The sequence below is a fragment of the Parabacteroides acidifaciens genome (genome assembly GCF_003363715.1).
GTDB lineage: Bacteria > Bacteroidota > Bacteroidia > Bacteroidales > Tannerellaceae > Parabacteroides > Parabacteroides acidifaciens.
Genome location: NZ_QREV01000050.1, coordinates 4,650 through 25,081 on the forward strand (window position 1 = coordinate 4,650; position 20,432 = coordinate 25,081).

Consider the following 20,432-nt stretch of genomic DNA (forward strand, 5'->3'; position numbering starts at 1 on the left):
TCTCGTCAAAATACAGAAGTTTAGTTAAAAGACGAAAACACGAGAAACGTCCGTAAGATCGATCGAACTTTTAGTATATGTATTATTAATATTAATTCAAATGATTATGAACAAAAAGTTTTCTACTCTTGTAGCCGGTCTTGTGCTGGCTTCTGGTGTGGCTTATGCTCAGCACAGTCCTTCTGCAGGTGCGTTTCCGTACCGCACGCAGAATACATTAAGTACTGCTGTAGGTGATGACATTAACCAGATTCAATCAATGAACAGATGGTATCAGTTAACTGATGGAACAAATGTCCTGGTTCAGGTTCGTGACCAGCAAACAGGTGCTGTTACTTTAAAAATGTTGGATCCGACTGAAGTCCCTTCTGAAGCTCCTCTGAATGCTTCATTATGGAAGATTAAGGTGACAACTCACCCGACTACAGCTTCTAAAACGTTTACTTATATTAATAAGGAAACAAATCTGGAACTAATTTTGGATCACACAAAAGCAGTAAAATATGATGTTGATACGGATATTTCTGCATTAACAATTGACGGAACTATTCTGGATGGTTGCACAAGTGATTGGGGTTGGTACAGTACGGATGTACAGACTTCTGATTTTACAGTAGCACCTATCTATTCCTATTTCAATGCCGCTTCCGACTCTGTTATGGTAATGCAGCTGAACGCTGCTGACGAAGTTGTTGCTGTCAAGTATTCAAAAGATGTTGCTAAAACGGGTTTAACCGGTTTGACACATACTTTGAACTTGAAACCTGTTATAGCTGGTGAAATAGTGCTGACTGCTCAGGATATCAATCAGATGATCGATGCACAGGCTATTGATTCTGCCAAATTTAAGTTTAATATTCCGAACGGATTGTTGAACAGCGGTTTGCAGGATATTTTCAGTAATACATTGGCTTCTACTAAATATGAGGCACAGGACGCTGTTTTCTCACAGGAGTTTGGTAACCTTGCATTGAAGGTCGCAAATGCAGAATTGGCTGCAGCTAAGGATGCTTTAGATGATGCCAAAGCTGCATTGGATGCTGTTACGGTAAAAGGTGATGCTGCTTTAGGTTCAACAGCAACTGCAGATGCTGCAACCGCTGCTGCAACTGCTGCAACCACTGCTAATAATGCCGCAACCGCTGCCTCAACCGCTGCAACCGCCGCTCTGACTGCAACAGATAATGGTGCTGCCGCTGCGACTGCTCTGGAAACTGCAAAAAATGCTTTGGATGCAGCAAAAGGCGCTTTGGATGCAGCAAAGACTGCATTGACAAATGCTGCTACAGCCATTGAAAGTTCTCTAACTGCTGAAGATGATAAGCCTGTCAGTGACGCAGCAAAGATCGCTGCTGATTTAGTGGGAATAGCTTCTAAGGCTGCAGATGAAGCAAGCCCGAAACTGACTTCTGCTAAGACCGCATTGAGTGATGCTAAAGTTGCTGATTTTGACGAGTATGCTATCCGTTTAGCCGCTCCGATTGAACCGGTTGCTATTCAGAAATATTTTATGGTAGATACTGCTCGCTATGAAGGAGCACAGTCTCCTTCTTTGTCTCCGGCTTACAAATTGGTTAACAAAGAAATTAAAAATCTTGGTGCAGATGGCGGTTATGTGTTTGCCCGTTACTTCTTTAAGTTGACTTACTATCCGTCAAACGACAGTTTGTTTATCGAACCGTTGAATGCAGCGTCTGCTACAGATGCAGAAATGCAGGCCGGAACTCCTTGGTTAGAAACTAAGGCGGGCTCTCAGTGGGTGAAAGATGCTGATGTTACAGCAGCAAACCTTGGTATTGCAGTAAGTAATACGGATTGTACGACTTCTCCTGTATCTTTGACAACTACAGTGTTATCTTCAACAGGAAAGACAGTTGCAACTGTTGGTCGTTTGAATCCGGCAGGTGGTTTTGATACTCGTATTTCTTTCAACCACGAATATCCGTATTTCGTTCGTACATCTTTGCCTCAAGGCGCTTACTATGCTAAGCTGGTAACAAAGAGACATCCTGTTTCTTCTACAAACCGTGCTGACGGTCAATATCTGGTAGCAAATATGGCTGGTACTATTGTTTATGACGAATGGGCTTCTACCCAGGACTTTGAACACATGCCTGCAACTCAGTGGGTTGTTGAAACACTTGGTTGTGTAGATGCTGTTAATCCACGCGTTCGTATCACAAACCGTGAATATAATAATCTGGTTGCATTTGAAGGTCAGCTTTATAAAGCAGGTGAAGATACCGTTTATTTCATTAATCATACTTGGAATGAATTGAACGTTGATTCTCGTGCTCCGTATAGCCGTTTCACTTGTCAGGATACAATCATGTTCACTGCAGTTAAGGATGTAAAAGCTGCTCAAGCAGGCTTCCTGAACTTAAGCCCGGATCAGGTGATCGACAATTCTTTCAAACTGAAACATTTCTCTGATTACGGAGATGTTTACCTGAAGGCTTTAGTTGGAACGAAAGATACATTGTTGAATGTTGCTGCAGATGGTTCTAACTTCGAATTGGTTCCGTATTATAATAATAATGAATACGGTAAAGTTGTTGTAGGCCGGACAGATGATACTGATACAATTGTTCCTCAATTATATCGCTCTGTATATTTGTTGAAAGTAAAAGACTTCGATAAGGTTAACAATGACCTGCGGTTTGTTGGTATAACGAAAGAAGGTAATTATGCTGTAATCGATACGATTACCAAAAAGAGTGAATTAGCTTATCCGGCTTACTTCTTCTTGAAAGAAAATGATCATAAGGATGCTCATGCTTATGCTTTGGTCAATAAAAATGCGGGTTATAACTCTGATGGAAGCAGTAAAGGCATATATTATGATGGTGCCGATAAACTGTTTGTGGAAAACAAGACTTCGATGGCTAAGAAAGGTCTGTTGTCAGAACGTCAAACAGACGCATTCTTTATGGTTCAGGATACAATGCCGTATTATAAGAGACTTGCCGGTGTTGACACTGTAGCATTCTATGATGCTATCAACGAAAACCGTGTCTTGATCGAAGATTGCAATAGCCCGTATTCTAAAGATAAAGGTGCCGGTTTCTTAGGATTCCGTAGCTTGGCTGAAGCTCCTGCTTTGAATGCTGCTCCTTCCATGTATGTTGATACAGCTTATGTTCGCAATGAAACTCGTATGCCGTTGTATCTGTTGGCTGTTGGTGCTGAACTCAAAGATACTAAAGCTTGTGACCATGCATTTGACGTGGCTAATCCGGGACATACTGAACATTTTGCTTCAAGACCTTATGTTCAGGGTCGTTATCTGGTAGATTTGTCAAATAACAATTTGGTAGATAGTATTCCTTATATCGATGCAAAGAATGCAATTCACGAAGGAATCTACACTCGTTTGGCATTTGTAAATGCAATCCATATGGGTGACAGTGTTTATATTCTGAATGATCCGGAAGCTACTTATGAATATGAAGATTCAATCAAACATTATGCTGTAGCTACTTTGCCTATCAGCGCTGAAACTTATAATGGTGCAACAGTAGCATTCCGTTTGAAAAACCAGGATGATGATGAAAACTTCTATATTGAAACAAACGGACGCTTTGCTGGATTTGCTTCTAATGGTGGTGCTTGGGTTAAGAACCAGAATAACGTAGCTGTATTGGCAACAAGCGCAAATGAATTCTACGAAGATCATGACGGTATGATGGTTAGCTATGCTCAGGAAGATATCTATCAGGGAACTGTCTTTACATTGAAACAGAGCACTGAAAACCCGACTGCTAACGAAGAAGTGGTAGTAGAAGGTGTTAAGGTTCTGGCTCAGAACGGTAAAGTTCAGATTGCCGGTGCTGCTGGTAAGAAGGTTGTTATCACTAACATCTTAGGTCAGGCAGTAGCCAACACTGTTATCACTTCCGACAACGCCACAATTGCTGTTCCTGCCGGTGTAGTAGTTGTTGCCGTGGAAGGTGAAGATGCTGTTAAGGCAATCGTGAAATAATGATTGTAGATAAAAAATTATAATCAAATAATTCTAAATAAGATCGCGCGGGGTTGTAGAGGCGGACGGAAGTCCGTCCCCCAATCAACATCAAGTATCCTGCGACAGGCGAACAAGCGATCGTATTATTAATACTAAAGTATTGAAATAAAGTTCTTCTGCCGGTACTCCTGTGAAGGACGAATGCAGATAAAAATAAGAGGTTGTGTCAAACAGTTGGCACAACCTCTTTTGTAGTTAAAGAATTGTAAAGAAGCCGCTATCTCGTAAATTATTTGTTCTTTTGCAGAAAAATTGGGAGGTGTGTTCTCTGGACGCATCTCCCCGCTTTATTCAACAACAATAAGGTATTGTCTAATGGCTGAAAGTAAAAAGGTTAGTTCGGTTTCTTTCTTTAATTCTCGCTTGACTTCCATAATAAGTATCGCATTGGTACTGTTTCTGCTGGGACTTATTTTTCTGATGGGGTTGTTGGGAAACAAACTTTCCGTATATGTAAAGGAAAACATCTCGTTTTCGATTGTGTTGAAAGATAACCAGAAAGAAGCGGAGATAAAGAAGATGCAGAAGACATTGGATGCATTACCTTATATCAAATCTACAGAATACATATCGAAAGAACAGGCAGCTAAAGAACTGGAAGAGGAGTTGGGCGAGAATCCCGAAACGTTCCTGGGCTTTAATCCCTTGCAGGCTTCGATCGAGGTAAAGCTGTATTCGGAATATGCCAACCCGGACAGCCTCAAACTGATTGAAAAGAAGATAAAGAACTATACTTCCGTTTCTGATTTATTGTATCGGAAAGATATGATGCAGATGGTGAATGATAACGTGAAACGTGTCAGCCTGATTCTGTTGACCTTGGCGGTAATTCTGATGGCAATATCGTTTGTGTTGATTAGTAATACGATACGGTTGCTGATCTATTCCAAACGTTTCCTGATTCACACGATGAAGCTGGTAGGCGCTACGCCCAGCTTTATCCGGAGGCCGTTCGTCCGGTATAATGTGGTTAGTGGCATTTTTGCCTCTATCCTTGCAATATTCATGCTGACAGGAGCGTTGTATTATTTACAGAATGAATTGTCCGGCTTCATTCAGCTGCTGGATATAAAGGCGTTGGTGATTGTTTACGCGGGTGTGTTGGTGATGGGGATTTTGCTCTCTATTACGGCAACTGTTTTTGCGGTGAACAAATATCTGCGGATGGGAGTTGATAAATTATATTATATATAAATGTATGGCAAAGAGAGATTTCGCTTTTGGAAAAGACAATTTTATCCTGATTGCTGTTTCTGTCGTTATTATCGCAATCGGTTTTATGTTGATGAGTGGCGGCGGTTCGCAGGACCCGACCGGATTTAATCCGGAAATATTCGGTTCCCGCCGTATCGTTGTGGCTCCGGCTGTGACGGTGATCGGTTTTGTGATGATGATTTTCGGGATATTGAGAAACAGCAAGAATAAAGAAGTAGCAGAATGAGTTGGTTTGAAGCCTTAGTGCTGGGGATCGTTCAGGGACTTACGGAATATTTGCCGGTCAGCAGTAGCGGTCACCTGGCAATCGGTTCTGCTTTATTTGGCATTCAGGGAGAAGAAAATTTAGCATTTACGATTGTCGTCCATGTGGCAACCGTACTTAGTACGTTGGTTATCCTGTGGAAAGAGATTGAATGGATATTCCGGGGGTTGTTTAAGTTTCAGATGAATGCTGAAACGCGCTATGTGATAAACATCCTGATATCCATGATTCCGGTCGGAATCGTAGGACTGTTCTTCAAAGATACGGTTGAAGATATTTTCGGGTCAGGATTGCTGATTGTGGGATGCATGTTGTTGTTGACAGCTGCATTGCTGGCATTTTCGTATTATGCGAAGCCCCGCCAGAAAGAAAACATCTCGATGAAGGATGCCTTTATTATCGGTTTGGCGCAGGCATGTGCCGTGATGCCGGGACTTTCCCGATCCGGAACAACGATTGCAACCGGTTTGTTATTAGGGAACAATAAAGCAAAACTGGCTCAGTTTTCTTTCCTGATGGTTATTCCTCCTATTTTGGGTGAAGCCTTGTTGGATGTGATGAAAGCGATGAAAGGAGAAGCGGTTGCCGGAGATATTCCGACGCTTTCGCTGGTTGTCGGATTTCTTGCCGCATTCGTATCGGGATGCATCGCCTGCAAGTGGATGATCAATATCGTGAAGAAAGGGAAACTGATTTATTTCGCCATCTATTGTGCAATTGCAGGTTTGATAACAATCGCCTGTACGTTACTTAAATAAGAATGGATTTTATAGCAGGAGAAGTATTATATTTTAATAAACCCTTAAAGTGGACCTCTTTTGACCTGGTGAATAAGTTCCGTTACAAATTGTCGCGGAAGCTGAAGGTGAAAAAGATAAAAGTAGGACATGCCGGAACGTTAGATCCCCTGGCAACAGGTGTGATGATCGTCTGTACCGGTAAAGCCACTAAAAGGATTGACGAGTTTCAGTATCAGACGAAAGAATATGTCGCAACCCTTAAATTGGGGGAGACGACACCCTCTTTCGATCTGGAGAAAGAGATAGACGGGATCTATCCGACAGAACATATAACCCGTGAGGAAGTAGAAAGAGTCTTGCAGTCGTTCGTAGGAACGATCCAGCAGATTCCGCCGGTTTTTTCGGCTTGTAAAGTTGAGGGCAAAAGGGCGTATGAGTTGGCCCGTAAGGGGGAAGAAGTTGAGTTGAAATCGAAAACGCTCGTAATCGATGAAATGGAGTTGCTGGAATGTAACCTGCCGGTAGTCAAGATACGGGTGGTTTGCAGTAAAGGTACTTATATCCGGGCTTTGGCGCGCGATATCGGTGTTGCCCTTCAGTCAGGAGCACACCTGATTGCTTTGGAACGTACCCGTATCGGTGATATTACGTTGGATAAATGTATGTCTCCCGATGATATAGACGCCTTCCTGGAGGAAAATATAGAAGAAATAAAACCGAATGAATAAAAATAAAATAAATATAGAATTAGCATTATGAAGCTGTCGAAATTCAAATTTAATTTACCGCAGGAGCTGATCGCCCTCCATCCGGCAAAAAACAGAGATGAGTCCCGGTTGATGGTTGTCAATCGCAAGACCGGAGAGATCGAACATAAAGTATTCAAAGACCTGCTGGATTATTTCGGAAAAAAAGATGTGTTTATCTTCAATAACACAAAAGTCTTTCCGGCACGCTTGTATGGAAATAAAGAAAAGACTGGTGCCCGTATCGAGGTTTTCTTGCTGCGTGAGCTGAATGAAGACCTCCGTCTGTGGGATGTATTGGTGGATCCCGCCCGCAAAATCCGTATCGGAAACAAACTGTATTTCGGTGAAGACGATTCGATGGTGGCTGAAGTGATCGACAATACGACATCGCGTGGCCGTACGCTGCGTTTCCTTTATGACGGTAACCATGATGAATTTAAAAAGGCATTGTATGCATTAGGTGAAACCCCGCTGCCTAAATATATTGACCGGCCTGTGGAACCGGAAGATGAAGAACGTTATCAGAACATTTTTGCAACGGAAGAAGGGGCTGTCGTCGCTCCTGCCGCCGGCCTTCATTTCAGCCGTGAACTGATGAAACGCCTTGAGATCAAGGATTGCCAGTTTACTTACCTGACATTGCATTCCGGTCTGGGTAATTTCCGCGAAATCGATGTGGAAGACTTGACCAAACATAAGATGGATTCCGAACAGATGGTTGTAAATGCCGATGTGGTGGAAGTCGTAAACACGGCAAAGGATAACGGTCGCCAGATTTGTGCAGTCGGAACATCTGTCATGCGCGCAATCGAAACCGCTGTAAGTACGGACGGGCATCTGAAAGAATTTGAAGGATGGACGAACAAGTTTATCTTTCCGCCGTATGATTTCAGTGTTGCATCCAGTATGATCACAAACTTCCATATGCCGCTGTCTACTTTGCTGATGATGACAGCATCTTTTGGCGGATATGAGCAGATTATGGATGCATACGAAGTGGCCTTGAAAGAAAAATATAGTTTCGGAGCTTATGGCGATGCCATGCTGATCCTGTAAAAACGGAATTATGGCGATTGCATACCTGAGCTTGGGTACCAATATCGGGAATAAACGACGGAACATGATAACAGCCGCCGCACTGTTAGCTGAAAGGGTGGGAGATGTTCTCGCCCTTTCCGGTTTCTATGAAACGGAGCCTTGGGGCTTTGCATCGGAGAACCTTTTCCTGAATGCGGCTGTTAAATTAAAGACCTCTTTTTCTCCGTCGGAACTGCTTTTAGCTACCCAACAGATCGAAAAAGAGCTGGGTCGTACGGAGAAGAGCAACGGGGCGTATCACGATCGGATCATCGATATAGACATCCTGCTCTATGATGACGAGATCCGGCAAACAGCGGAACTGACGTTACCGCATCCTCTCATGCATGAACGGAAATTTGTGATGGACCCTTTGTCCGAAATAGCTCCGTTTGTCGTGCATCCTATATTGAAAGAACGTATAATAGATTTAAAGGAACGATTATGAATGATAAAGAAAAAATAATAACCGAGGGCGGCATGGTCTTTAAGAAGAAAGCTAAAGATGAAAATGCCGGAGAAAAAAAACTGAAGTTCTCGGACTTCTTGCGTGGAACGCATAAATCAGGCTCTGCCAAGATGAGAGCGGAGTTTAAATATAAAAAAGCGCTGCGTAACACCAAAAAGAAAAAATAATTTTCGATTATCAGTTGTTAATTGTCAATTGTTTTGTATTTTTGTGCCCGAATTGATGTGGATAGATTTGTATTGCTTGCAACCACAGGAAAAAATGCTAAAAACAACTTCTTTTACTGCCGCGCGGCAAAGCAAATTTCCCCTCGTCAATCCACCTATTTAATTTGATTTATTAACCGTCAATTGTAAATTGGCAGTTGGCTTTAGAGGCTTTGCTCTTTAATTCTCAACTTTCAATTTTCAATTTTCAATTAAAACAAGATGAGTTATTTATTCACCTCCGAATCGGTGTCCGAAGGGCACCCCGATAAAGTAGCCGATCAGATATCGGATGCTTTGCTGGATGAGTTCCTGGCTTATGACAAGAACTCGAAAGTTGCTTGCGAAACCCTTGTAACAACCGGACAGGTTGTCTTGGCTGGAGAAGTAAAATCAAGTGCTTACGTGGATGTACAGGATGTAGCCCGTAGCGTGATCGAGAAAATTGGTTACACAAAAAGTGAATACCAGTTTGAAGCTAAATCATGTGGCGTGTTCTCTTCTATCCATGAACAGAGTGGCGACATCAATCGTGGCGTTGAACGCGAAGACCCCTACAATCAGGGTGCAGGCGACCAGGGTATGATGTTTGGTTATGCCACGAATGAAACTGAAAACTACATGCCTTTAGCATTGGATCTCTCACACAGCCTGTTGTGGGAACTTGCCGAGATACGTAAGAATGAAAACGACCTGATGCCTTACCTCCGTCCGGATGCCAAGAGCCAGGTTACTATTGAATATGATGACAACGGCAAACCGTTGCGCATCGATACGATCGTTGTTTCTACGCAGCACGACGAATTTGTCACAGCGAAAGGCATTACGCAGGAAGAAGCCGATCTGGCCATGCAGAAAAAGATCGCCGAGGATGTGAAGAATATCCTGGTTCCGCGTGTAAAAGCTCAATATCCGGCTTATGTGCAGGCTTTGTTTAACGATGACATCATCTATCACGTGAACCCGACCGGAAAGTTCGTGATCGGTGGTCCTCACGGTGATACAGGTCTGACCGGCCGTAAGATTATCGTTGACACATATGGTGGTAAAGGTGCTCACGGTGGTGGCGCTTTCTCCGGAAAAGATCCTTCGAAAGTAGACCGTTCTGCAGCTTATGCTGCCCGCCATATTGCCAAGAATCTGGTGGCTGCCGGTGTTGCTGATGAAATGCTGGTACAGGTATCGTATGCGATCGGTGTTGCTAAACCGATGAACATCTTCGTAAATACATTTGGCCGTGCAAACGTGAAAATGACAGACGGAGAGATTGCTGAGAAGATCTGGGACCTGTTCGATATGCGTCCGAAAGCCATTGAAGAGCGCCTGAAACTGCGTAATCCGATCTATCTGGAAACAGCTTCTTATGGCCATATGGGACGTAAACCGCAGATTGTAACGAAAACATTTACTTCCCGTTATAATCCGGAACCGACCATCTGTGAGGTGGAACTGTTCACATGGGAAAAACTGGATTATGTCGATAAAGTAAAAGAAGCATTCGGTCTTTAATTTACCGTTTGTACGAACACATACCAGCTCCCGTCCGGAAAAAATGGGCTTTAGCCCTGTTTTTTCCCGGACGGGAGCTTTTTTTATTTTAAATTTCATATATTTGACGCAGTAATTATCTAAATTTAAATTATATGCGTAAAACGATTCAGTTTCTTCAGTTAGCCTTTATTCTTCTCTTGGCTACTGCATGTGCAGAGACTTCCCCGTTTAAATACGAGTCGGTCCCTAATGATCCTCTGAAAGCCCGTATCTATACTCTGGATAATGGCCTGAAAGTGTATATGACTGTGAATAAGGAGACCCCCCGTATCCAGACATATATTGCTGTCCGCGTAGGCGGAAAAAACGATCCGGCTGAAACTACAGGGCTGGCACACTATTTTGAACACCTGATGTTCAAGGGTACTAAACAGTTTGGAACGCAAAACTACGAACAAGAAAAACCGCTGCTTGACCAAATCGAACAGCTTTTCGAAGTCTATCGCAAGACGACGGACGAGGCGGAACGGCAGGCTATTTATCACCAGATCGACAGCGTTTCCTATGAAGCATCCAAGTTGTCTATTCCGAATGAATACGACAAGCTGATGTCTGCTATCGGTGCTACCGGAACAAATGCTTATACCGGCTTCGACCAGACGGTATATGTGGAAGATATTCCTTCCAACCAGATCGATAATTGGGCTAAGATACAGGCAGACCGTTTTGAAAATAATGTAATCCGCGGTTTCCATACCGAACTTGAAACGGTGTATGAAGAAAAGAATATGTCGTTGACCAGTGACGGGCGTAAAGTGTATGAAGCTGTTTTGAGCGCCCTTTTCCCCGATCATCCTTATGGAACCCAGACTGTTCTCGGTACGCAGCACAATCTGAAGAACCCGTCAATCACGAATATTAAGAACTACCATAATGTTTGGTATGTTCCTAACAATATGGCGATCTGTTTGTCCGGTGATTTTGATCCAGACCAGATGATTGCTACGATCAATAAATATTTCGGCCATCTGAAACCGAATCCTAACCTGCCGAAACTTCCTGTAACGCATGAATCTCCGATTAAGGCGCCGGTGGTAAAAGAAGTTTTGGGTGTAGACGCTGAAAATGTTACATTAGGATGGCGTTTCCCGGGAGCTGCTTCTCCGGAACAGGATCTGTTGAACCTGACAGGTGAAATCATCAACAATGGCAAAGCCGGTCTGTTGGATGTCGATTTAGTTCAGCAACAGAAAGTATTGAGCTGTTATGCCGGTACTTACGGAATGTCCGATTATAATGCGTTTGTCATGAGCGGCCGTCCGAAACAAGGCCAGACCCTGGATGAGGTAAAAGACCTTTTCCTGGCGGAAATCGATAAGTTGAAAAAAGGTGATTTCGACGAAGGCTTGTTGGAAGCATCTATCAACAACTATAAGCTGATGCAGATGTACCGGTTGGATCGTAACGACGGTCGTGCCGATATGTTTGTGTCTTCCTTTATCGATGGTGTAGACTGGAAAGACGAGGTGGCTTCTTTGGATCGCATGAGTAAGGTGACAAAACAGGAAATTGTTGATTTTGCCAACAAGTATTTTGGTGATAACTATGCTTTAATCTATAAGAAACAAGGCAAAGACCCGAACGAAAAGAAAATCGACAAGCCTAAAATCACACCTATCGTGATGAATCGTGATAGTTCAAGCGCATTCCTGAAAGAAATCCAGGCATCCAATGTCGCTCCGATCGAACCTGTATTCCTGGATTACAATAAAGATTTGCAGAAATTGACAGCTAAATCCAATATTCCTGTCCTGTATAAAGAAAATACATCGAATGATCTTTTCTCTCTGATGTATGTTTTCGAGATGGGAACGAATAATGATAAGGCAATGGGTACTGCTTTCGAATACATGAAATATCTGGGCACTTCCAAAAAGAGCTTGAAGGAAATCAACGAAGAATTTTACAGACTGGCTTGTTATTTCAGCGTATTCCCGGGTTCTGACCGTACGTATGTAATGCTGGAAGGTTTGAAAGAAAATATGCCGAAAGCGATGGCATTGTTCGAAGAAATCCTGGCTGATGCACAGGTTAATAAGGAAGCTTACGACAATTTGGCTGGCGATATCCTGAAGAAACGTTCCGATGCTAAACTGAACCAGGGACAGAACTTCAACAAATTGATCCAGTATGCTATCTGGGGACCGAAATCTCCCTCAACAACCGTGTTGACAACTGCCGAATTGCAGCAGATGAATCCGCAGGAACTGGTAGACCGTATCCATAAGATCAACTCTTTCGAGCATAAGATTCTGTATTATGGTCCGGAAAAACCGCAGGCAGTTCTGGATATTATCAAACAATATCATAATGTCCCCGATCAGTTGCAACCGGTTCCGGCAGGTATCGAATTCCAGCAGCAGGAAACTCCGGCCAATAAAGTACTGTTTGCCCAGTATGATGCAAAACAGATTTATTATTCTGCCGTGTCTAATCGTGGTGAAAAGTTTGATCCGGCTATCCAGCCTACATTGAATATGTACAACGAATACTTTGGTGGCGGTATGAATGCAATCGTATTCCAGGAAATGCGTGAATCACGTGGGCTGGCCTATTCTGCCGGTGCATTCCTGATCACTCCGTCCAAGTTGAAATATCCGTATGTCTACCGTACGTTTATCGCTACCCAGAACGATAAGATGATCGATGCCATGAAAGCGTTCGATGAGATCATCAACAATATGCCGGAATCAGAAAAAGCGTTCAATCTGGCTAAAGACGCGCTTATCACTCGTCTGCGTACCGAACGTATCACGAAATCCGATGTTCTCTGGTCTTATCTGAATGCACAGGATTTAGGTCTGACAACGGATAGCCGCAAGGAATTGTTCGAAAAAGCCCAGACCATGACATTACCTGAAATCAAAGCATTCCAGGAAAAATGGGTAAAAGGCCGTACTTATACGTATTGCGTATTGGGCGATGAAAAAGACCTCGATATGAAAGGTCTTTCCCAATATGGTCCCATTCAGAAGCTGACGCAAGAGGAGCTGTTTGGATATTAATAAAATTGATAAATAGAGAGTTGAGTCTAAAAAAAATACTCAATTCTCTATTAGAAAAAGGAGGGCGTGTCAAAAAACTTTTGTTATTTCGATATGCCCTCTTATTGTCTTAACAAAAACATAAAAAGAAAATACCTATATTTGGAAAATAAAGAGTACGTAAAATGAGAATCAAAGAGGACTTACTGATACGTTTAAAGGCTGGTGAAGAAAAAGCCTTTGAGACTCTGTATTGGACTTACAATTCTCAGGTTTATCATTTTATTAATTCTTTATTGTTTGATAAATCTCTTGCGGAAGATTTGACACAGAATGTCTTCTTGAAAATATGGGAGAAGCATGAACAGATAGAACCGGAACAGGGATTTACAGCTTATTTGTTTACTATTGCTCGCCATTTTGTGTATAAGGAAACGGAACTCCGTTTGTCTCAACATGCAGCGCTGCATGTTGAGAATTTTGATGTAAGTGATAATGCTATAGAAGAGCAGCAACATGATGCCGATTCTCTTCGTGAATATATTGATAGTTTAATAGAAAACCTGCCTCCTGCACGAAGGGAAATTTTCCGTTTAAGTCGTTTTGAACAACTGTCTAATAAAGAAATTGCCAAAAAACTATCCATCTCTGAAAAAACGGTAGAAACGCAACTCTATCGGTCTTTCCAATATTTACGTTCCAAACTGCCTTTAGACAAAGGTTTGGTTCTCCTCTTTCTTTATTTGGTTAATCAAAGTTAAATACAGGGCTTCTTGTAAGTGATTTCCCGTTGTGATGGATATACATAAGTATAGACATGGATAAGCATATATACATAGATTTGCTGGATCGCTTTATGCGCGGTGAACTCCCGGTTGAAAGGGAGCATGAATTGTTGACTTGGTTCCGACAAGCGGAGGCGCGTGAACAACTATTCCAACATTACCGGCAACGTTGGGTAGAAGCGGAAGATAAAAGTCTTCCGGTAGAAGTTCAAACTCGTATGTTCCGGGAGATACAGGCTCGTATGCATGCCGGTATGGCGGAGAAGAAAAAACGAAAGGCCATTTTCAGGCTGAAGATACCGCAATGGGTATCATATGCAGCTGTTGTGATTCTTCTAATTGGCTTTTCAACAACAGCCTTTCTGTATAAGAATTTGGCAGATGAGATCGCAAGCGATCCGTTACGGACTTATAGAGTCTTGGTCGATAAGGGACAGCATGCAAGTGTCATGCTACCGGACGGAACGAAAGTTTGGTTAAATTCCCATACGGAGTTGACCTATAATGCCGATTACGGGAAAGAGAACCGCCTGGTCGCCTTGTCGGGAGAGGCCTATTTTGAAGTAGAGAAAGATTCGACCTGCCATTTTATTGTCAAAGCTGGAGAGATGGAGGTTGAGGCTTTAGGAACCGCTTTTAATGTAAGGGCTTACGAAGAAGATAGAAAATTGACAGCTACACTCTTTGAAGGAAAGGTCCGTACGGCGGTAGGAAAAGATGAAGTTATTTTAAGGCCGGATGAGAGTCTTAGTTTTGATAAGGTTTCCCGGAAAATGCAAGTATCCAAGGATATTGCCGTTTATGCACGGATGTGGAAAGATAATGAGCTCTTCTTTAAGGGAGAGACGTTGCAGGAGGTGGCAGTGATGCTGGACCGTTTGTATAATGTCCAGGTACGGTTTGCATCTGAAAAGGTAAAACACTATCGTTTTTCCGGAGTTATTAAAAATAATAGTTTGGAAAATGTGATAGAATTGATAAGTCTTACAGCACCGATTACTTATAAAAAAGTCGGAGGTGATATTGTAATAGATGAGAGAAAATAGATAGTTCAATTGTTAATTAAAAATGAAATGCTTATGAGAAAGGAGTTATGAAAAAACGCAGGTGCATCTACGGATAGATACACCTGAGATTTGTGCAATGTAATTTTGCTGGATTGAAATCACGCTTCTCACCACTTGATTTCACCACAAAGTTACCTGATAAATTTATTACTAATTAAAGAAGAACACTAAAAAACATGAATGTCTTAAAGAATTTCTTTCGGAAAGGACTTGTTATTGGAAGTTTTTGCCTTGTTTCAGGTACTATACTTTCTGCGCAGATTTCCTTATCCATGCAAAACAAATCAACTCGTGAGGTCATTCGCGAGATAGAAAAAGTCAGCGATTATCGTTTTTTTTACAATGATAATCTGTCCGGTCTGGATACCAGAATAACAATCTCAGCAGATGAAGAAAATATTCAAAATTTGCTGGAGCAGATAAAACAGCAGGCTAAAATCAGTTATATTATTAAAGAAAACAAGCAGATTGTACTTTCTGCGTTAAATCTGCTTTCTTCGACTCAACAAAACACAAGAAAAATCACCGGTACGATTAAAGATCAGAATGGCGAACCGGTAATTGGTGCAAATATCGTTGAGAAAGGAACAACTAACGGTACGATTACGGATGTTGAAGGGCAATACTCATTGGAAGTAACTTCGAAGAGTGTTTTGGTTATCTCTTATATCGGATATGTGACCCAGGAAGTTGTTGTAGGAAATAACAACACGGTGGATGTATTGCTGAAAGAGGATACGGAAACGCTGGACGAAGTAATTGTCATTGGTTATGGTACGACAAAGAGAAAAGATTTTACCGGTTCTGTCAGTTCTGTTAAATTGGAAAATTCTCCGATAGCCTTGTCACCCAATTTGAATGCGTTGGAATCTTTGAAGGGAAATGTTTCCGGATTGGATATCGGTGCAACCAATTCCGCGGGAGGGGAACCTTCCATGCAGATGCGCGGGCAAAAATCCATATCAGGATCAAATGATCCGTTGCTTGTTGTTGACGGAGTTATCTATATGGGAAGTATCAATGATATAAATCCCAATGATATCGCTTCGTATGATATCTTAAAGGATGCAACGTCTGCTGCCGCCTACGGTTCCCGTTCGGCGAACGGTGTAATTATCATTACCACGAAAAAGGGTAGAATGGGTAAACCTGTGATCACTTTTAATGCGACGGGAAGTATGCAAACCTGGCAAAATCGACCGGAGTTGATGAAAGGTGAACAATGGCTGGAGTCGGTTATGGCAAGAAACAACAGTACGGATTTAAGCTGGCTGAAACCCCAGGAACAAGCTAATATGGAAGCGGGAAGGGAAACCAACTGGCTCGATGCTTCGACACGTACCGGTTGGGTGCAGGATTATCAAGTATCTGTTTCCGGTGCAGGTGAAAAAATGAATTACTATTTGTCCGCTGCTTATTCTGATAATCAGGGTATTGTCATTGGTGATAATTATAATCGTATAACAGCATTAGCTAAGATAAACACGGATATAACCAGTTGGTTGCAGATCGGTGTGGATGCCGCATTTACAAAGTCGGATTATTCCGGTGCCGGTGCCGACTTGGGCCAGGCTTCAAATATGTCTCCATACGGCGTTATGTATAGGGATGAAGGAGAGAAACTATTAGAAAAGTTCCCTTATACACAATCCGGTGTAAATCCTTTGTGGAATACCGATAGAAGTATCCGTGATAACAAAGATCTCCGGAATAATTTCCGGGCAAATGCATATGCGGTTGTTAAGCTGCCTTGGGTGGAAGGTTTGAGCTACCGTTTTAATTATGCCGGGAATTTGAGCAAAATTCAATCCGGAGATTTCTATTATGAAGGATATTATGTCAAGGAAGGTGATTATGATGATGAAACCCGATATTCTCCTTCTGCATTCCAGGATCTATTGTCTCGTGCAAACGGAAAGATAAATAATAATACAACAAACAGTTGGGTAATCGATAATATTCTGAATTATAAAAATACGTTTGGAAAGCACACGATCGATTTGACAGCCGTTGCCACACGTGACCGGAAATCATATAAAGAAATAATCACTACCGGAACAGATTTTGCTGCAAATGGGAATACTACTTTAGGTCTCAATGGTTTGCATAAAGCAACCGTTCAAAAAATAGACATGAATAATAACCGGCGTTCTAATATCGGTTATTTAGGGCGTGCCTCTTATTCTTTTGACGATCGTTATTTCCTGACCGGTTCTTATCGTCGTGACGGTGCTTCTGTTTTCGGTGCCAATCAGAAATGGGGTGATTTCTTTGCTTTCGGTGCTGCCTGGAGAATGACCGGCGAAAAGTTTATGGAACCTGTCTCTTTCCTGGATGATTTGAAGTTGAAATTGTCGTGGGGTAAGAATGGTAACCAGGGACTGGATCCTTATGGAACGCTGTCGACTATTAATAATGGCTCTTCCGGAGGCGTTCGTTATGAGTTCGGGGGAAGTGATATTATTTATGGCTTAAATCAAAAAGCATTGGGTAACGCCAATTTAGGTTGGGAATCTACGGAATCCTGGAATACGGGTTTTGAGTCCGCATGGCTTGGAAACCGTTTATTTGTCGATCTGGACCTCTATTTCTCTAAAACGACAGACCAGATATTCACGAGAGATATTCCGGTTATGACTGGTTTTAAGAATATCAAATCATCGATGGGACAGGTGAACAACAAAGGTGTCGAACTGACGGTACGTTCGGTGAATATCACTACGCAGGATTGGTATTGGACTACAAGTGTAACCTTCTGGTTGAACCGGAATAAACTGACCCACCTTTATGGCGAAGATTTGAACGGTGACGGAAAAGAGGATGATGATATCTCCAACAGCCGTTTTATCGGCAAACCGTTAGGTGCAATTTACGGATATCAGCAGGATGGTATTGTCCAGGAAACAGATGTGGACTATATGGAAGCGAATGGTGCTACGGCAGGTATTCCGAAATATAAAGACTTGGACGGAGATGGCGTTATTACATCTGCAGACCGTACCATTTTAGGATATACGACTCCTAACTTCAAGTTGAACATGAGTAATACGGTTACTTATAAAAACTGGGATTTGTATTTTATGTTAACAGGAACATTCGGTGGCGGCGGATATTATATGAAATCCAATACCAGTGCATACATGACAAACGGATCCGGATTGTTTAATTCGAATGGAATTTATATCCCCTGGTGGACTCCGGAAAATAAGAGCAATGTATATCCTTCTGCTACATTCTCCGGTGATGGAGGCCGTTACCAGGGATTACAGAACCGGGCATTTGTTCGCCTGCAAGATGTGACGTTGTCATATACATTCCGTGAACCTTGGGTAAAGAAAATGCTTATCAACAATTTGAAAGTATTCTTTACGGCAAAGAACCTGTTGACAATAACAAATTGGGAAGGTGGAGATCCTGAAGTCGGAGTAACGGTGGGTGCGAACACTTATCCCGTATTGACCTCTTTCTCATTGGGAGCGAACATTAGTTTTTAATTTATAAGAAAGATGAAAATGAATCACTTAATAAAATATGGTATCTATAGCCTGCTGTTTGTAGGCCTATTCAGTAGTTGTAATGATTCGAAGTTTCTGGAAGAAAATCCTGAAACATTCTATACTGTGGATAATGCTTTTTCGACATCTGAACAGGTTGACCAGGTTTTGGTCGGCTGTTATTCCCACATACGGGTCATGACGTGCATGGTTGAAGAGAATATGACTGCTTTTGCTTTTCGCGGCGGAAACGGTACGGATATGTTTGATGTTGCGACGATCAGGCGTAGTAGCCGTTTCAATGACTACGGTATATTGAATCCGTCGAATGAAGTTTATTATACTAATTATTCACATTGGTATCAATTGATCTCGAAAGCGAATTTAGCTTTGTATGCGGCGGAACTTCCGCAAATAAGCTGGGGTTCGGAGGCCGACAAGGCTTATGTGATTGCACAGGCCCGCTTTTTCAGAGCTTTTGCATACAGGAACTTGGGTGAATTATACGGAGGCGTTCCTATCGTTACCGAAATTACGACTACTCCCCAGTATGATTTTAAGAGAACCAGCCGTGTGGAAACATACCAGTTCGCAATCGATGAACTGGAAGCTGCTCTGAACGACCTGCCCGAAACGACCAATAGCCCGGGCCGTCTGGTAAGAGGCGCTGCACAGCATAACCTTTGTCAGTTATACATCGATAAAGGTGTCGCTTTGGAAGAAGCCGGACAAGGCGGGGAAGCTCCCGCTGCCTATGCAAAAGCCATTACTTACGGGAATGACGTGATAGACGGTTCCGTATATGGCCTGATGACAGAACGTTTTGGCAGTAGAAAAGATGAGAATCCCGATTTCTATTATGCAAACATAGAAAGCCAGCAAACACCGGATCATTTATATTCGGCTGCCGGTTATCCTATCGAAGGAAATGTCTATTGGGACTTGTTCCAGGAAGGAAACCAGAATTACCAGGAAGGCAATAAAGAAGCTATATGGGTGGCACAGATCGATTATGACGCCTATAAGGCGGAAGACGGGCAAGCTAAATTGCAATACACCCGTGTTTATGGTCCTGTTTACAGAGACCCGATGTCTGCCCACCTGTCCGGTGCGTTGGAAGATGTAGGAGGGCGCGGTATCGTGCAAACAATGCCGACCATGTACACTCGCGATGTCATTTATGACGGTAAATGGGGGAAAGATATGCGTAATTCCGAAGCTGTATTCAGACGCACATTCTTAGGTAATGTTCCGACATCTCCCTATTACGGCAAACCTGTTCCCTGGAGTGTCATTTACAGGGATGGAGAAAGCCAGGATGCCATCGATGTGGCAAAGACGCAGTGTTTTCCGGTCTCATGTAAAATCTCGACAGATAAATACAGAGGTATTGCAGACGGGGAAAACAGAAGTAACCTGTTCCGGGATGAATATCTGATCCGTTTGCCGGAAACCATCTTGTTGCGTGCGGAAGCGAAGATGCGCGCCGGTGATAACGCAGGTGCTGCCAACGACATTAACTTGTTGCGTAAGAGAGCGCAGTGTGATTATCTGGTACAAGCTTCGGATGTGAATGTCGATTTAATACTGGATGAGCGCGCCCGCGAATTGGTCTATGAAGAATGTCGCTGGAATACCCTGTTGCGTATGGGTGGAACGGTTGCTGTCGACCGGATTAAGAAATATTCCTATTGGAATGATCCGAGAGCGACATTGACTAAGAACTTTAATTTGTGGCCGATCCCGCAGGTCGTGATCGATACGAATAAAGATGTGGTAATGGAGCAAAATCCGGGCTGGAATTGA

The 20,432-nt window shown here is 42.6% G+C and carries 14 protein-coding genes; all 14 read left to right on the top strand.

Going from position 1 to position 20,432, the window contains the following annotated elements; translation table 11 throughout:
- Positions 1-259 precede the first annotated feature (259 nt).
- The 14 genes from DWU89_RS16420 to DWU89_RS16485 all read left to right on the top strand — a co-directional run bounded on the left by DWU89_RS16420 (position 260) and on the right by DWU89_RS16485 (position 20,432).
- The gene (locus tag DWU89_RS16420) at positions 260-3,982 is read left to right on the top strand and encodes a DUF6383 domain-containing protein (RefSeq protein WP_147292137.1); all 3,723 of its coding nucleotides are present in this window, start codon (positions 260-262) and stop codon (positions 3,980-3,982) included.
- Positions 3,983-4,339: 357 nt separating this feature from the next.
- Positions 4,340-5,218, top strand: a complete 879-nt coding sequence (locus DWU89_RS16425) for a cell division protein FtsX (RefSeq protein ID WP_115500717.1) — start codon at positions 4,340-4,342, stop codon at positions 5,216-5,218.
- Between the two features lie 4 nt (positions 5,219-5,222).
- Positions 5,223-5,465 carry a DUF3098 domain-containing protein gene (locus DWU89_RS16430; protein ID WP_115500736.1) on the top strand — a complete coding sequence of 81 codons (243 nt, stop codon included), beginning with the start codon at positions 5,223-5,225 and terminating at the stop codon, positions 5,463-5,465.
- Entirely contained in the window at positions 5,462-6,262 is an 801-nt protein-coding gene (locus DWU89_RS16435) for an undecaprenyl-diphosphate phosphatase (RefSeq protein ID WP_115500718.1), read from the top strand. The genes DWU89_RS16430 and DWU89_RS16435 overlap by 4 nt, the downstream gene beginning before the upstream one ends.
- 2 nt (positions 6,263-6,264) lie before the next feature.
- Entirely contained in the window at positions 6,265-6,972 is a 708-nt protein-coding gene (gene truB / locus DWU89_RS16440) for a tRNA pseudouridine(55) synthase TruB (protein ID WP_115500719.1), read from the top strand.
- Positions 6,973-6,999: 27 nt separating this feature from the next.
- A complete protein-coding gene (queA, locus tag DWU89_RS16445) occupies positions 7,000-8,049 on the top strand; it encodes a tRNA preQ1(34) S-adenosylmethionine ribosyltransferase-isomerase QueA (protein ID WP_115500720.1) in 1,050 nt (349 codons plus the stop codon).
- Between the two features lie 10 nt (positions 8,050-8,059).
- A complete protein-coding gene (folK, locus tag DWU89_RS16450) occupies positions 8,060-8,518 on the top strand; it encodes a 2-amino-4-hydroxy-6-hydroxymethyldihydropteridine diphosphokinase (protein ID WP_115500721.1) in 459 nt (152 codons plus the stop codon).
- Positions 8,515-8,706 carry a hypothetical protein gene (locus tag DWU89_RS16455; RefSeq protein ID WP_115500722.1) on the top strand — a complete coding sequence of 64 codons (192 nt, stop codon included), beginning with the start codon at positions 8,515-8,517 and terminating at the stop codon, positions 8,704-8,706. Before folK ends, DWU89_RS16455 begins: the two co-directional genes overlap by 4 nt.
- Positions 8,707-8,967: 261 nt before the next feature.
- Positions 8,968-10,254 (top strand): methionine adenosyltransferase, encoded by a 1,287-nt coding sequence (gene metK, locus DWU89_RS16460; protein WP_115500723.1) that lies wholly within the window; start codon positions 8,968-8,970, stop codon positions 10,252-10,254.
- A 134-nt stretch (positions 10,255-10,388) separates the two neighbouring features.
- Complete coding sequence (locus DWU89_RS16465; RefSeq protein WP_115500724.1) at positions 10,389-13,301, top strand: M16 family metallopeptidase; 2,913 nt, start codon at positions 10,389-10,391, stop codon at positions 13,299-13,301.
- A gap of 164 nt (positions 13,302-13,465) precedes the next feature.
- The gene (locus DWU89_RS16470; RefSeq protein ID WP_115500725.1) at positions 13,466-14,041 is read left to right on the top strand and encodes an RNA polymerase sigma factor; all 576 of its coding nucleotides are present in this window, start codon (positions 13,466-13,468) and stop codon (positions 14,039-14,041) included.
- Between the two features lie 56 nt (positions 14,042-14,097).
- Positions 14,098-15,111 (top strand): FecR family protein, encoded by a 1,014-nt coding sequence (locus tag DWU89_RS16475; protein ID WP_115500726.1) that lies wholly within the window; start codon positions 14,098-14,100, stop codon positions 15,109-15,111.
- A gap of 293 nt (positions 15,112-15,404) precedes the next feature.
- On the top strand, positions 15,405-18,626 hold the full coding sequence (locus tag DWU89_RS16480) for a SusC/RagA family TonB-linked outer membrane protein (RefSeq protein ID WP_233547704.1): 3,222 nt from the start codon (positions 15,405-15,407) through the stop codon (positions 18,624-18,626).
- A gap of 18 nt (positions 18,627-18,644) precedes the next feature.
- On the top strand, positions 18,645-20,432 hold the full coding sequence (locus DWU89_RS16485; RefSeq protein ID WP_115500728.1) for a RagB/SusD family nutrient uptake outer membrane protein: 1,788 nt from the start codon (positions 18,645-18,647) through the stop codon (positions 20,430-20,432).